We start from the raw sequence: 11,589 nt of genomic DNA, 5'->3' as shown, positions 1-11,589 counted from the left end.
TGGAGTGGAATCGACAGTTCCATCGAACGCGTGAGCCGTTATCGAGCTCACGCAATACTTGGACCTCTCGGTCGCTATCAGGAACTCCTGACTTCCAGCCAACCACCCTCATGCCCGCACCTCATACCCAACTGTCCACTCGCCGCAGATGCAGGCCCGGCACTTCCAGGCAGCGGGATTCTCAATACTGGCCAGCGCCGCCTCATTCACCGCGGCGGCGAACGTCGGGCCCTTGAAGAGCATCAGAACCCGGTCGGCCGGCATAGCCTGGGCCTCGGGCAGTTCGGCGACCTGCTCGTCGATGAGCGTCTTCACGATAGGCGTGGTCATGCAGCCTCCTTGCGCCCATCAACAACCCTGTTGAGTCGTGCGCAGTAGTGGTTGAACTCTTCGATGGTGATGCGCTGATCCGCCATCATTTCGGTGAGCTGGCGCTGGAGCATGACGCTCAAGCTGAGCGGGGTGCCTGGATGCGACATAGCATCCAGTTCCTGGTCGATCAGGATGTGCGGGCTCATAGCTCGGCATCCTCTGCATCAGCCTCGATGCCTGCTTGGGCATACGGCTCAAGCATCGACTGGGCGATTTCGAAGAGTGTCCCGCGGCTGTGATCGCTCTGGCCAACGACTTCCTCGACCAAGTTCTTCACGGGACCACCTGTTACCGCTTGAAGCAGAAGTAAGGCCAAGGCATTCAGATCGTCTTGCTCAGCCTCCTGCAGCGCCCTGAGATGCTCGGCGACCTTGGACACGAACTGGTCTTGGCGGATACCCACCGGCGGGCCAAAGCGTTGACGCACCAGCACATCAGCACCACCGACCAATTGCTCGGCCTTGTCTTCGATCCAAGCCTGGATCGCTTCTTGATGCACAGAATCGTCTTCAGGCTCGGCGTTGTCGTAGAGCCACTGGGCTTTTCGTAGTGCTGACATTATCGCCTCCAGGGCGTGAGCAACCGCATTGGCCAGGAGCCAGGCGCGGGTGACCAAACCCACCGTGAAAGGTGGCCTGGCGCCTGCCGATGCGGTCACTTTTGATTTAGGGGAATAGGTGGCTACCCGTGGCAAGTGAACTCGCCATGCAGCCTGGATCGCAGAGATCGAACAGCCTCTGTAGCTTTCTGAAGGTCGTCAAAGTCGCCAGCGCAATGGATGACGCCGCGAAGTTTCACCTGTGCACGCCACTTTCCCAGACTTGATACCCACGACACGCCCTTTACGCCGCTGGTATTGGTATGCGCACGCTTGGTGTTGTGGCTGTTCTCGGATCCAGTGGCCTCGCGCAGATTCGCCCAAACATTGTTGTTTGGGTTTCTGTCGATGTGATCAACCTGGTCTGCAGGCCATACCCCAGTCATGTAGAACCATGCGAGGCGATGGGCTCGGTAGCCCTTCTTGTCGACCATGATGTAGATGCCTTTCTCGCCGCAGATATAACCGGCAGGCTTTCCAGCAACTCGGGTGCCTTTCGATTGGAGCCAGGTAAAGACCCCGCTTTCAGGGTCGTAAGCCAATAGCTCGCGCAGGCGCTCATGCGTCAGCATTTGCGTCTCCTTGAGTCGATGTGAAGGGAAGGGGTGCAGGCGGTGAGCGCTACCTCACATGCATCTGGTCTGGCCGGGTAGGCTCCGGATTCGCCTGCGTGTACGTCGATTAATGTTTGCTGCGGTGAGCCTTAACTTGCGTAAGGCAAACGGTGATGCGCTTTAAATCGATGGAAACTGCATCGGGGTGTGAACTGGCAGGAGCCAATCTCTGCATCGACCGGTGTTCGTTCCTCCCGATCTCGCTGGATAGAAGCTGTGCTGCTTGGCGGCAGGATTCAGTTCACACCCCGGTGCAGCCTGCGATGGGGAGCAGGGCATCGGGCCGTCTTCCCGGCTGTCAGGGAATCAGCGCTTGCCCAGGACCGCCTTGGTGACGACCTTGGGGAATTTCTTGGTGCGGATCTCGTTGGCCTGCTTGTCGGTCAGCAGGCCGGCCAGATACAGCGTGGTGATGGACGTGTTGATGTGGTCGAGGCGCTTGGCCTCGTCGGCGTTCATTTCCGGGAACTGCTGAGCGAATGGCCGCGCTGCCCAGCCTTGCTCGAATGTTTGGGACATCGATCTGCCCTCCAGGGCGGTTGATTTCCCGTCTGGCCCTGCCGCCAAGGCCAGCCAGTGAAATCAAATCACCGCAGTAAGCGTCCGGGTGCCGTCGGCATGCTGTGTCGTGATGTTCATGCCGATGTGATGCGGAGCGCTTCGCTGAATCGCCGCGGCGGCCTTGCTGAAGCGCTCATCGAAAGCCCCTTCACCATCAGGCAGATGGGAGGTACAGGTCAGGCGGGAGCAGTCTTCGCCGTTCGGGCCCTCACCGTCATGGGCGATGTTGAAGCTGGCGATCAATGCAATGCCGTGCTCACGGCAAATGCCGATGATGCTTTGCATCAGCGGACTGATTTGTTCGTCGTAGATTTCTTCTTTGTTCACGTGAATGCCCTCGGGTTGATTTCCCGGCAGCCACTCTTGGGAATGGCTGCGAGTGAAATCACCAGGAGCGTGGGCGGTGCATCAACTCAAGGATCAGCGCCTTCTCGTAACCAGGAACGAGGCAGTTGCAGGTGTTGTTGATGCGGTCGGACTTCACGGCGACGCGGGCTTTGCGGAATTGCTTGCGGTTCATGCTGTGTTCCTCCAGTGGATTCCCAAAGCACCCGGTCGCCCAGGTGCTTCAGTGAATACGTGGTGGTGATGGCTCTTTGCCGCTGGTAATCTCGGGGAAGTTGAAATCAGAGGCGAAGGCCATGGACCCGAAGAATCTCGCGGTACTGATGCAGCTCAAGGAGCGGATGAGTTCTAAGAAAACTGATGGCGCCCGAGACGGTAGCGAATCAGCGGATACGAAGACTGATAGAGGTTCGCGGTATAAGCCACCCCTAAGCGGCAAATGTGGTGTCCAGGGGAGATCTAATCGGCGCGTCGAGAGCACAACCTACAGAGGGATTGACGTTGGTCATGCTCACTACAAAGCCTTGGTGGAGGCCGTCTCATCAACCAGCACCGCGAATAGCCTGAGAAAGCTTGAAGCGCTTGCTTACTACCTTGAGAAGTCTCCCAATGATCAGGGCGCGCTTAAAGCTTTTGACAGGCTGTCCCAGGCCAGCACAGAGGCTCGTAGCCAAAAGCCAAGGAAGTCCCCGCCAACAAAGTTGCGCCCAGATCAAGCGCGACTAAGCACCGAACCCCAAGTCAGAGCGGAGTGCAGTAAATGCCGCAATGTGTATGCGGTCGGTTTCAACCGGGTTCCGCCCAGCTGGACCTGCCAGAGCTGCTTAAGACTTGAGAAAATCGCCAAGCAAGATGAGGCGCAAGCGCTTACTGATCGGCAGTATGCCGGCGGAACAGGAAACCTTGTCAGGCAAATCGAGGCCAAGATCGCTTCTTTGCGAGCGATTCTGGAATCTGGAAGCATTGAAAATCCTAGAGGCTTGATGCTTCAGATTAGCCAGCTTGAAAAGCGGTTAAAGCTCGAAAAGGCACACGCCATATCAGGCTTTAGGAAAATTCGCGCCTATCAAGTACCAGGCAGTTACGGCTCAAACAGGTAACTGCTTTCCGCATGATCCTTTTCAAGATCATCTGGAGAGCATCCGGCTCACACGTGGCGAGCCGGTAATCTCTTTCTTTGCACAGGCCAACGGTCGCTTTCCCGTCAACGTCTTTCGGCAAAACACGAGGAAAAATTCCAGTCCCCATAAGCTTCGTTCCTACTCAACATCACGCAGCCTCTCCAGCTACGCCCTCCGAATGAGGTCTCCTATGCCCAGCGCCGACATGAGGTCGAATCGCTGCGTACCGTTGCGCGGCACGTCCGCTGGCTATGCATCGGCCAGCTCGGCGTTCATCTGGTTTTTAAAGAGCGGTGAGGCTTGAGGGCCTCCCGAGGGGCTGTGTAGCGCCTCGATGGAGTGAAATTTAGCAAGCTGAAATCACTCGGTCAAGCATGCTCAATAAAATAATTTAGGATGCTGAATCTGGTGGGAACAAAAAAGCCCGCGCTAGGCGGGCAAAGAGGGATGCTGAAAATCAGTCTTCCTTGGGTACGACCCAGCTCAGTCGAACTGAGCCATCCTCACGCGGGGCGATGGTCACATTGTCATTCTCGGCCACCTCGTCCAGGAAGCGCTCCCAATCTTCCTGGGCCTCATGGTCGGCCTTGGCCAGGATGACGGAGCGTGAGCTTTGAGCTGCCGGGGAATTGACTATCTTCTGGATGCGGGCGCCCATCAGCTCGTATCGCGTAGGCGGGGTAGGGGCTTGGGACTTGGATGCGGTCTTGGCTTTGGCCACGGTAAAAACTCCATGTGCTGTATGGATGTACAGTAAATAATATGGAGGTCAGTGGCAATACTGGATAGAGCACATTTGTGCTCTTTTGGCGGGCGCGCATAAAAAAGCCCGCAGGGATGGGCGGGCGAAAGGGAAAGCGTATGAGCCTTCACTGTGCAAGGTGGGGCGTGAAAAAAGCGTGAAGGCATGCCCCGTCTCAGATGGCCGCCTGTCGTGGCCGCAGGAAGATCATGCGGAAGCTTTCTACACTCCTGTCACCTGGGTGATGGTTGTCGACCAGGTCAACCATCACGAAGCCTAGGAGGTCTTTATGCGGCGCCAAATTGTTCCGGCTCTGGTCTTGGCGATTGTAAGTTACATTCCTTGCGCATTTTCAGAGGCGCTCACTGAATACCCCAATGTCGGCGACGAAGGCCTCACCTTCTCCATCCAAGCTAAAAAAGGTGGCTCTTGGGCGCCTATGAAGAGCCACAGGAATAGTGCTGCAAGGGCGTGTATATTTGGGGAAAACCCAAGGTGCTACCTCAGAAAGGGGGCGGCGTGTGAGCCCTACGCAATGAAAATCGAAGGGCCCGGCGGAGTTCGAGAGCTCACGTGCATGGCCTCACGCACCGAGCGCGGGGACGCCGACATGAAGGAGGTCCAGCGCAATTTCAATCGAGCACAGTATGAGGCGAAGGGCTCCAGTGACCCGATGGTTGAGAGGTAGCGGCGGCGCGGGGCGCGGATAGGTATGAAAAAGCCCGCCGAGGCGGGCTTCATGTCTTAGGGGGTAGGCGCTGGCTCAGGCGCCATGGCTGTCCGAATTCTGCTTAGCGATCAGCTCGGCCAGCAGATCGGCAATGGAGTCGCTGTTATCCATCAGCACCTCCAGGTGCTCATTGATCCGATCATGCGCTTCTGTTGCCCCTCGCTGGTCGAGCCAGATCCCGACCTCCTCCATGGCGGCGCCAAGCGCGTTGATGTTCTGGTTGAGGCGGTAAAGCAACGCCGCTGTAGGGTCGTCAGGAAGGTCGGCCATAGCGATTCCTCCAAGTGGTGAGGAAATCGTAGCAGGCAACAAAAAGCCCGCTCAGTGGCGGGCTCTCTGCGATGGGTGCTGATCCTTCAGCTTGGTCGGATTGTAGGGCGATGGATGGCGTAATGCTAAGCGTGGAAAAATCGGCGCTGGGCCGGTTTGCTGTTTACTGAGTAGGTGCCTTGGCTGGCTCGGGAACCTTCTGAGCTGATTGCTGCTGAGCTTGAATTTGCTGAAGAAGCTTGAAGGTTTCCTCGCTTTGAAGCTTCGAGTCTTTGACTAGCTTTTCGATGTCTTGTTGGGCTTGGCTTGAGGCTTTTCCAGCATCAAAGAAGCCGGTAACGCTGCCAACAATCGTCGAATTTACTCCCCAAATGCCTACTACAGTGGCCGCAGCGATAGCAAGCATCGCCCAGGCTGCATTGCGGTTCGAGCTTTTGACGTCGGCCAGCTTGCTGTCCAGTACCTTCTCAAACCCATCAACCTTTTCGCTCATGCGAAGCACCGCTGAACTCATGGCGTCTAACTTGGAGTCAATGACTTTGTCCCGATCTTCAAGCCGCCGGCTTGTTGCCTCAAATCGTTCCGCATACAGCCGGTCTCGAGCTTCTTGCTCGCGGCGATAGGCTTCGGCGCGACGGTCTTCGGACGCTTCCATCCGCTCGACGCGCTTATCCATCCGCTCTTCAATAGCGGACAGGGTGCTGCTCAGCTCTTCACGAGTGATGTCGTTCATGCGATGAGTATCGCCCACTGCCTGTGGTTTGTCATTTTGATCGATGATCAGCGGCCAGATTGTGCGATATGAACCATCTGCCAGGATCGCCTCGCGAATTTCTGGATCGTTCTTGGCTTGAGCAATGACGATAGAGAACATTGCAAGATCATCACCGGGTCTTTGACTAAGGCCCTGCATGCACGCGCTCGCCATGTTCTTTTACTAGCCTGAGAATAGCTTCAGCCATCCTTACCGCTTCTGAGGTGTCAATTGTCAGGTTTGCAAACGTATGCTGAATCGTCTGAACCCTGTTGTCGCCCCTCGTGGAGCCATCAGCCAGTTCCACTGCATCCCTGCCAAATTGAAGAACTAACCGCTGGCCTTCGGCGCTACCCATTGCCATAACAAATACGGACGTACAGTGCTCGTTAATATGATTGGGGGTACGCTTAATCACCGGAGCCTGGGGTGAAACTTCATTCCGCTCGTACACTCTGCTCATTTCCTTTCCTTATGATGAAAATCTACGCATAAACCCTCGTCGACCTATTTACTCCGCCCCGCTCAATCCGCCCCACGCCCACCACCCGACCTTCCCCGTTCTGCATCACCTGGCAGATCCTAATCACTGCCTGGGCGTCATTCTCGTTTCCGGCCTGGCTCAGTCGTTCAGCAATTCGCATCAGCTCGACCGCTGACCATTTCAGGTCAGAGGCCAGGCCCTGGAGGTCGCGGCGTAGTTCTTGGTTGGTCTTGGTTAGGGGCATGGCAACCTCACAGAGCCGATCGCGGCCACTTGGCATCCACTACGCGCCCCACAAGAACCCACTCGCCATCCACCTCGACAGTCGGGAACGATGGGTTAAGTGGCTTGAGGAAGGCCCGGCCAGAATCCCAGATGAACTGCTTGAAGGTCGCCTCGTTGGTATCGACCATCTTGGCCACCACGAACTGGCTGCTCTCAACGTCGAATCCAGGCGCCACCAGGATCACCATTCCCTCCGGGAAAGACATGCCATTAGAGGAGGTCATCGACGGCCCCTTCACTTTGAGCCAAAAACCCTGTGGACCGGCCCATGCGTCTGATGGATGAACCTCGCACGACGCAACGTTCGAGATCTCTATCGCTTCCATTGGCATCCCAGCCTGAACCCAGCTGATTTCTGGGTATTCGTAATACCTGACAGGGCCAGGAACAGGCTCTACGTTGGCGTCGAATCCAGAGGTTTCTTTAGTCATTCCGCCGGTGCCATTTGCAAGCCACTCAGCGCTTACGCCGGTAGCGTCTGCCAGCGCGAATAGGTTTTCCGGTTTCATGCTCTTGCTGTCGCCCGTTACCCACTGGGTTACAGCCGAAGGTGTGACGCCGCATTCGCGCGCGATCTCCTTCTTCAGCTTTCTGCTGTGCTTGATCGCCGCAGCGATTCGTTCAGGTCTATTCATCCTCAAATATTAAGCCAACTGAAATTTAGCATGGGCTTGCCATGCTCATGGTCTTGCTGTTCAAAAATTAGCATGCTTAAATAGCCTTATCGCCAAAGGAGCGAAGCAATGAAGACAACTGATGCCGCCGCCTTCTTCGGCTCCAAAAAGAAGCTTGCTGACGCCTTGCTGATCAACCCGAGCGCAGTCACCCAGTGGGGCGAATTCGTCCCGGAGTCTCGCCAGTACCAAATCCAGGTACTGACAAAAGGGAAGCTTAAGGCCTCTACGAAATCCGCCGCCTAACCAATTTCAACCGCAAGGAGCAGTACCCGCATGTACGCAGACCAATCCCACAAGCGTGATACGCCTCGGAAGGTCCGTTTCAACAAAACCCTGGACCGCATCCTGGCCCGGGCAGCAGAGCGCGCAGAGATGCAGCACGCGACCTACCTCTACGAAATGATCGAGTGGGCCGTGGAAAACGGTGCGATTGAAGCGCTGAGCAAGGACGACAAGCAGTCTAGCGCGGCCTAGGGGCCCTATGGAGGTCACGTGCCCGAAATCGACTACGAGCACCTGAGTGATGGTGCGAAGAGAAAGATCAGTGCTTTTGCCTTGAAGAAGGGCTTGAGCATTGATCAGGCACTTGAGGCTATTGCCATCGAGTTCCTGGCAATGGGAGGGCCGGCAATGGTCGGTAGGCCCAAAGCGAAGCTGTACCAATTGGCCCCTAAAGAGGGCCTCAAAAGTGACACCTAAACCGCAGGCGCAAAAAAACCGGGTGGCCGCCCGGTTTCTTGTACTGCATTCGTAACGCTTGTGTGAGGTCATCATATATGCACCTGAGCACCCAAAGCAATACCGTGGCCCTCGCGCCACAAAATGCGAATCACGATTTCGTGGCGCGCAATCATTTCGAGCAGGCCGTAACTGCCGCTCGCCAGGTTCGAGCCCAGTACTCGCGCCAATCTAAACGACAGCTCGTCCGTGAATGCCTGCATCACCTGCACGCGTTCCTGGCTGCCCCGCGCCCTGGAGCAGCCCATGAGTAACGTCTTCACCTTCAAATCAGCCGGGGGCTTTACCCGGATGGACAATCAGCTGATGGACGCTCTGGCAGCGGTTCACCTGTCGCCAGCTGAGTTCAAGACACTGCACGCGATTGCTCGCCTGGTGATCGGCTACAACCTGACAGAGCGCCGCATTACTGCCGACGAAGTGGCCAAGATGACCAACATCCTGCCTGCGCACGTTTCGCGTGCTATCAGCAGCCTGCTGGCTCGTCGAGTGCTGTACCGGGTTGGCGGTAGCCGTGGCGAAATCGGCATTTGCCCGCCTTGTGAATGGGTGTACCAAGAGCCGAAAAAGGAGCAATCGACTCAACCAAAATCAGTCGAAACTACCAAAATTGGTAAGTCCGACAACGTAACGAAACTACCAATTCCCGACGACTCCCTTCTTTATACGAAAGAAAAACCCCTAGTAACTGTTCCTTCGGAACAGATTACTGCCCCCCGGGGGGCGGAGCCCGCTCAGTCGGAAGGCAAGCAGGTTGTGTTCACTGGCGAAGATTTCGAAGTCGACGTCAACCTGATCACCAAATGGGCTCAAGCCTACGCGCCAATCGACGTCGAGGCCGAGATCAAGCGTGCAGCGGCCTGGGCCAGCGGCAGCAAGCCGAAGAAGGACTGGCGCCGCTTCCTGGTCAACTGGCTGGGCCGCGAGTTCAAGCGCAATCCGAATGGTGCCAGCGAGGCAGGCGTTCCGGTCGACAAGATCATCGACCTGTACCACAAGGTCTGCTCGAGCCTTCCCGCCGTGACAGTCCCTACAGACCGTGTGCTGCGCAGCATGATCGCTGAGCGCTGGAATGAATCTGCTGCTCACCAGAGTGGCCAGGGGTTCTGGCTGGGGTTCTTCCAGAAGGCAAACAACCGCAGCCAAGTGTTCTTCCGTGGCGCGAACGTACAGCCTCGCCTGGAAGCCCTTGTGAGCCGCGCTGTGTTTCGTGAAATCGCGGAGGCTGCGCAATGATCGAACTTCATAGCCTCGAAGCTGAGCACGGCGTACTGGGCTCCATGCTCCGCCAGCCGCATCTGATCGACGTCTTGTCTGATGGCCTGTCTCCTGAGGCTTTCGCCTGGGATGACAACGCCGATCTGTACCGCCTGATCCTGGAGCTTCACGTAGATGGCCGGCCGGTGGACGTAATCACCCTGGCTGACCGCCGTGCCGAGCTCCCCAGCGGCACCAGAACCACGGCCTACGCCGCAGAGCTCCAAGCAAATACCCCAAGCGTGGCCAACGCCAAGACATACGCCCAGATCATCCGTGACCGAGCGATTTGTCGGCAGTTGTCCGCCGCTGCGGAGCGCATCAACGAAGTCGCGCATGAGCAGGCCGACATCGAGGACAAGATCTCCCTGGCCCAATCCATCGTGCTGGGCTTGGACGCCGCCGGCAACGATGGCGAGTGCCAGATGATCGGCGACATTCTGGCAGAGCATGTTGAGGTTCTGCAGGCGCGCCATGACCAATTCCTGAAGGGCGTGACGATGGAAGGCCTGGGCTCAGGCATCCCGGATCTCGACAAGTACACCCAGGGTCTGAAGGCAGGTCAGATGATCGTGGTTGCCGGTCGCCCTGCAATGGGCAAGACCACCTTGGCGATGAACGTAGCTGCAGACGTGGCAATCAATCAGGGCCGTCCGGTGCTGGTTATCAGCCTGGAGATGAGCAAGACGCAGCTGACTGACCGTCTCTTGGCGGCGGTCGGTGGAATTCCGCTGCCATCGCTCAAGACTGGCGAGTGCGCAAGTGACTATAGCGTGCAGCTGGCCGCGGCCACTATGAAGCTGCGCGATGCGCCGATCTGCGTATCCGACGTGCCTGTGATGACGATGCCGCGCATTCGCGCCATTGCACGCCGCCAGTCGCACCGCATGGGCGGTCTGGGCCTGGTGGTCATTGATTACCTCGGCCTGATGGAAGGCGAGGGCAAGGGGCGCACAGAGGACGTTACCGCTATGTCGCGCCAGATCAAGCTGCTGGCCAGAGAGCTGGAGTGCCCTGTCATCGTCCTGTCCCAGCTCAACCGCGGCTGCGAATCCCGTCCAGACAAGCGCCCGGTGCTCAGCGACCTGCGCGAATCCGGGGCTATCGAGCAGGACGCCGACATCGTGATGTTCGTGTACCGCGATGAGGTTTACCACCCCAACACCCAGGACAAAGGCATCGGGGAAATCCTGATTCGCAAGAACCGAGACGGCGAGATCGGCATGGTGCCAACCGCTTTCCAGGGCGACCGCTCCCGCTTCATGCCCTTGGCCAGCCGGGCCAAACAAGACAACGTCGTGAAGGTGAATTTCTGATGAGAGAGCGCAGAGCGATCTACCACCACAAGGGCTACCGCCTCCGCTCCTACACAGAGCTGCTGTGGGCGCGAGTGCTGGAAGCTGCAGGCATCTTTTACCTCTACGAGCCCGATCTGGTTCGCGTCGATGATGGCTACTACTTACCTGATTTCTGGCTGCCTAACGTCGGGATCTACTTGGAGGTGAAGGGGAAGAATCCTACTGAGATCGAGATCGAGAAGGCCGACGCAGTGATGGAGCGCACAGGCCGTGAAGTCATGTTCCTGGTGGGGCGGCCCGAATCCGATCGTGAGGGGCTGATGAACTGCGGGATGCTTGTCCGTGGATCGGCCGGCTGGACGAACGGGCTTTGCCCTTATGACCTCCACTGCTTGGTGCGCGACCACGGTGACTACGGGATGTGGGCGCGCATCAGCGCCGCAGCCAAGGGCGACATCATGGATAACGTCCGGCCTATCGGCGACATCCTGGAAGAGCTGTTCCTTGGGATGGCTGATCGATCCGACATGGAGCAGTGCCTGCGAGAAACACATGCACCGGTGAATGCCGAGCGCATGGCCTCCCTTCCTGCCCCCAGCACTTGTGAGCGGGCCATCAAGTGGTTCCTAGACCGTCAGCAATTCCGTCTTTCTCTGCGAGGTGCAGCATGAACCGTGCACACCTGCTGGCCAAGTTGAAAATCAAGCGCGCCGGGCAGCCGGCCGGGGAGGGGGTGTGATGCC

General features: G+C 57.5%; 21 protein-coding genes and 1 pseudogene. 8 read left to right on the top strand and 14 right to left on the bottom strand.

Features of this window, described 5'->3' with window-relative positions; translation table 11 throughout:
* Positions 1-108: 108 nt before the first annotated feature.
* From QMX96_RS04760 to QMX96_RS04730, 7 genes are all read right to left on the bottom strand, one after another.
* On the bottom strand, positions 109-330 hold the full coding sequence (locus tag QMX96_RS04760; protein ID WP_150568869.1) for a hypothetical protein: 222 nt from the start codon (positions 328-330) through the stop codon (positions 109-111).
* Complete coding sequence (locus QMX96_RS04755; RefSeq protein WP_282361279.1) at positions 327-518, bottom strand: hypothetical protein; 192 nt, start codon at positions 516-518, stop codon at positions 327-329. The genes QMX96_RS04760 and QMX96_RS04755 overlap by 4 nt, the downstream gene beginning before the upstream one ends.
* Positions 515-931 carry a hypothetical protein gene (locus QMX96_RS04750; protein ID WP_282361278.1) on the bottom strand — a complete coding sequence of 139 codons (417 nt, stop codon included), beginning with the start codon at positions 929-931 and terminating at the stop codon, positions 515-517. The genes QMX96_RS04755 and QMX96_RS04750 overlap by 4 nt, the downstream gene beginning before the upstream one ends.
* Before the next feature lie 122 nt (positions 932-1,053).
* The gene (locus QMX96_RS04745) at positions 1,054-1,542 is read right to left on the bottom strand and encodes an HNH endonuclease (protein ID WP_059395566.1); all 489 of its coding nucleotides are present in this window, start codon (positions 1,540-1,542) and stop codon (positions 1,054-1,056) included.
* A 348-nt stretch (positions 1,543-1,890) separates the two neighbouring features.
* Positions 1,891-2,103, bottom strand: coding sequence for a hypothetical protein (locus tag QMX96_RS04740; protein WP_061302610.1), 213 nt, complete (start codon positions 2,101-2,103; stop codon positions 1,891-1,893).
* Positions 2,104-2,166: 63 nt separating this feature from the next.
* The gene (locus QMX96_RS04735; protein WP_282361277.1) at positions 2,167-2,472 is read right to left on the bottom strand and encodes a hypothetical protein; all 306 of its coding nucleotides are present in this window, start codon (positions 2,470-2,472) and stop codon (positions 2,167-2,169) included.
* A gap of 58 nt (positions 2,473-2,530) precedes the next feature.
* Positions 2,531-2,665 carry a hypothetical protein gene (locus QMX96_RS04730; RefSeq protein ID WP_256127438.1) on the bottom strand — a complete coding sequence of 45 codons (135 nt, stop codon included), beginning with the start codon at positions 2,663-2,665 and terminating at the stop codon, positions 2,531-2,533.
* Between the two features lie 121 nt (positions 2,666-2,786).
* On the opposite strand from QMX96_RS04730, the gene QMX96_RS04725 reads away from it, so the two are divergent.
* Positions 2,787-3,590: a hypothetical protein gene (locus QMX96_RS04725; protein WP_282361276.1), complete on the top strand. Its 804-nt coding sequence runs from the start codon at positions 2,787-2,789 to the stop codon at positions 3,588-3,590.
* A 478-nt stretch (positions 3,591-4,068) separates the two neighbouring features.
* On the opposite strand, the gene QMX96_RS04720 is transcribed toward QMX96_RS04725, so the two are convergent.
* From QMX96_RS04720 to QMX96_RS04695, 6 genes are all read right to left on the bottom strand, one after another.
* The gene (locus tag QMX96_RS04720; protein WP_267909304.1) at positions 4,069-4,332 is read right to left on the bottom strand and encodes a DUF1654 domain-containing protein; all 264 of its coding nucleotides are present in this window, start codon (positions 4,330-4,332) and stop codon (positions 4,069-4,071) included.
* A 784-nt stretch (positions 4,333-5,116) separates the two neighbouring features.
* Entirely contained in the window at positions 5,117-5,353 is a 237-nt protein-coding gene (locus QMX96_RS04715) for a hypothetical protein (protein ID WP_282361275.1), read from the bottom strand.
* Between the two features lie 163 nt (positions 5,354-5,516).
* Positions 5,517-6,227, bottom strand: coding sequence for a hypothetical protein (locus QMX96_RS04710; RefSeq protein ID WP_282361274.1), 711 nt, complete (start codon positions 6,225-6,227; stop codon positions 5,517-5,519).
* A 25-nt stretch (positions 6,228-6,252) separates the two neighbouring features.
* Positions 6,253-6,570, bottom strand: a complete 318-nt coding sequence (locus tag QMX96_RS04705) for a hypothetical protein (protein WP_282361273.1) — start codon at positions 6,568-6,570, stop codon at positions 6,253-6,255.
* A 22-nt stretch (positions 6,571-6,592) separates the two neighbouring features.
* Complete coding sequence (locus tag QMX96_RS04700) at positions 6,593-6,835, bottom strand: hypothetical protein (RefSeq protein ID WP_282361272.1); 243 nt, start codon at positions 6,833-6,835, stop codon at positions 6,593-6,595.
* Between the two features lie 7 nt (positions 6,836-6,842).
* Positions 6,843-7,511, bottom strand: a complete 669-nt coding sequence (locus QMX96_RS04695; RefSeq protein ID WP_282361271.1) for a S24 family peptidase — start codon at positions 7,509-7,511, stop codon at positions 6,843-6,845.
* Between the two features lie 108 nt (positions 7,512-7,619).
* Between QMX96_RS04695 and QMX96_RS04690 the strand changes: the two genes are divergently transcribed.
* From QMX96_RS04690 to QMX96_RS04680, 3 genes are read left to right on the top strand one after another with little or no spacing between them, the layout of a single operon-like run.
* Complete coding sequence (locus tag QMX96_RS04690) at positions 7,620-7,796, top strand: Cro/CI family transcriptional regulator (protein ID WP_019751331.1); 177 nt, start codon at positions 7,620-7,622, stop codon at positions 7,794-7,796.
* Positions 7,797-7,826: 30 nt separating this feature from the next.
* Positions 7,827-8,027 (top strand): hypothetical protein, encoded by a 201-nt coding sequence (locus QMX96_RS04685; protein WP_060476701.1) that lies wholly within the window; start codon positions 7,827-7,829, stop codon positions 8,025-8,027.
* An 18-nt stretch (positions 8,028-8,045) separates the two neighbouring features.
* Positions 8,046-8,252 carry a hypothetical protein gene (locus QMX96_RS04680; RefSeq protein ID WP_060476702.1) on the top strand — a complete coding sequence of 69 codons (207 nt, stop codon included), beginning with the start codon at positions 8,046-8,048 and terminating at the stop codon, positions 8,250-8,252.
* 71 nt (positions 8,253-8,323) lie between these two features.
* Here QMX96_RS04680 and QMX96_RS04675 read toward each other — a convergent pair whose 3' ends face one another.
* Positions 8,324-8,554 (bottom strand): hypothetical protein, encoded by a 231-nt coding sequence (locus tag QMX96_RS04675; RefSeq protein ID WP_282361269.1) that lies wholly within the window; start codon positions 8,552-8,554, stop codon positions 8,324-8,326.
* Between QMX96_RS04675 and QMX96_RS04670 the strand changes: the two genes are divergently transcribed.
* The 4 genes and pseudogenes from QMX96_RS04670 to QMX96_RS04655 form a co-directional block, all read left to right on the top strand.
* Positions 8,538-9,527, top strand: a complete 990-nt coding sequence (locus tag QMX96_RS04670) for a replication protein (RefSeq protein ID WP_282361268.1) — start codon at positions 8,538-8,540, stop codon at positions 9,525-9,527. The two genes, QMX96_RS04675 and QMX96_RS04670, sit on opposite strands and share 17 nt — an antisense overlap.
* Positions 9,524-10,864, top strand: coding sequence for a replicative DNA helicase (gene dnaB, locus QMX96_RS04665; protein ID WP_282361267.1), 1,341 nt, complete (start codon positions 9,524-9,526; stop codon positions 10,862-10,864). The genes QMX96_RS04670 and dnaB overlap by 4 nt, the downstream gene beginning before the upstream one ends.
* Positions 10,864-11,517, top strand: a complete 654-nt coding sequence (locus QMX96_RS04660; protein WP_282361266.1) for a hypothetical protein — start codon at positions 10,864-10,866, stop codon at positions 11,515-11,517. The genes dnaB and QMX96_RS04660 overlap by 1 nt, the downstream gene beginning before the upstream one ends.
* A pseudogene (locus QMX96_RS04655) lies at positions 11,487-11,585 on the top strand (Replication protein P); the annotation flags it as partial. The gene QMX96_RS04660 and the pseudogene QMX96_RS04655, both read left to right, overlap by 31 nt.
* Positions 11,586-11,589 lie beyond the last annotated feature (4 nt).

The organism is Pseudomonas sp. PS01300 (genome assembly GCF_029960155.1).
In the GTDB taxonomy this organism is placed as follows: domain Bacteria; phylum Pseudomonadota; class Gammaproteobacteria; order Pseudomonadales; family Pseudomonadaceae; genus Aquipseudomonas; species Aquipseudomonas palmensis.
The sequence above is the reverse complement of the archived record's forward strand: the minus strand, read 5'-3'. Positions and strand labels throughout refer to the sequence as shown.

Excerpts from the sequence above, each read along its gene's own strand:
- QMX96_RS04760 (WP_150568869.1), bottom strand. The coding sequence starts at position 330 with ATGACCACGCCTATCGTGAAGACGCTCATCGACGAGCAGGTCGCCGAA.
- QMX96_RS04755 (WP_282361279.1), bottom strand. The coding sequence starts at position 518 with ATGAGCCCGCACATCCTGATCGACCAGGAACTGGATGCTATGTCGCAT.
- QMX96_RS04750 (WP_282361278.1), bottom strand. The coding sequence starts at position 931 with ATGTCAGCACTACGAAAAGCCCAGTGGCTCTACGACAACGCCGAGCCT.
- QMX96_RS04745 (WP_059395566.1), bottom strand. The coding sequence starts at position 1,542 with ATGCTGACGCATGAGCGCCTGCGCGAGCTATTGGCTTACGACCCTGAA.
- QMX96_RS04740 (WP_061302610.1), bottom strand. The coding sequence starts at position 2,103 with ATGTCCCAAACATTCGAGCAAGGCTGGGCAGCGCGGCCATTCGCTCAG.
- QMX96_RS04730 (WP_256127438.1), bottom strand. The coding sequence starts at position 2,665 with ATGAACCGCAAGCAATTCCGCAAAGCCCGCGTCGCCGTGAAGTCCGAC.
- QMX96_RS04725 (WP_282361276.1), top strand. The coding sequence starts at position 2,787 with ATGGACCCGAAGAATCTCGCGGTACTGATGCAGCTCAAGGAGCGGATG.
- QMX96_RS04715 (WP_282361275.1), bottom strand. The coding sequence starts at position 5,353 with ATGGCCGACCTTCCTGACGACCCTACAGCGGCGTTGCTTTACCGCCTC.
- QMX96_RS04710 (WP_282361274.1), bottom strand. The coding sequence starts at position 6,227 with ATGTTCTCTATCGTCATTGCTCAAGCCAAGAACGATCCAGAAATTCGC.
- QMX96_RS04705 (WP_282361273.1), bottom strand. The coding sequence starts at position 6,570 with ATGAGCAGAGTGTACGAGCGGAATGAAGTTTCACCCCAGGCTCCGGTG.
- QMX96_RS04700 (WP_282361272.1), bottom strand. The coding sequence starts at position 6,835 with ATGCCCCTAACCAAGACCAACCAAGAACTACGCCGCGACCTCCAGGGC.
- QMX96_RS04695 (WP_282361271.1), bottom strand. The coding sequence starts at position 7,511 with ATGAATAGACCTGAACGAATCGCTGCGGCGATCAAGCACAGCAGAAAG.
- QMX96_RS04690 (WP_019751331.1), top strand. The coding sequence starts at position 7,620 with ATGAAGACAACTGATGCCGCCGCCTTCTTCGGCTCCAAAAAGAAGCTT.
- QMX96_RS04685 (WP_060476701.1), top strand. The coding sequence starts at position 7,827 with ATGTACGCAGACCAATCCCACAAGCGTGATACGCCTCGGAAGGTCCGT.
- QMX96_RS04670 (WP_282361268.1), top strand. The coding sequence starts at position 8,538 with ATGAGTAACGTCTTCACCTTCAAATCAGCCGGGGGCTTTACCCGGATG.
- dnaB (WP_282361267.1), top strand. The coding sequence starts at position 9,524 with ATGATCGAACTTCATAGCCTCGAAGCTGAGCACGGCGTACTGGGCTCC.
- QMX96_RS04660 (WP_282361266.1), top strand. The coding sequence starts at position 10,864 with ATGAGAGAGCGCAGAGCGATCTACCACCACAAGGGCTACCGCCTCCGC.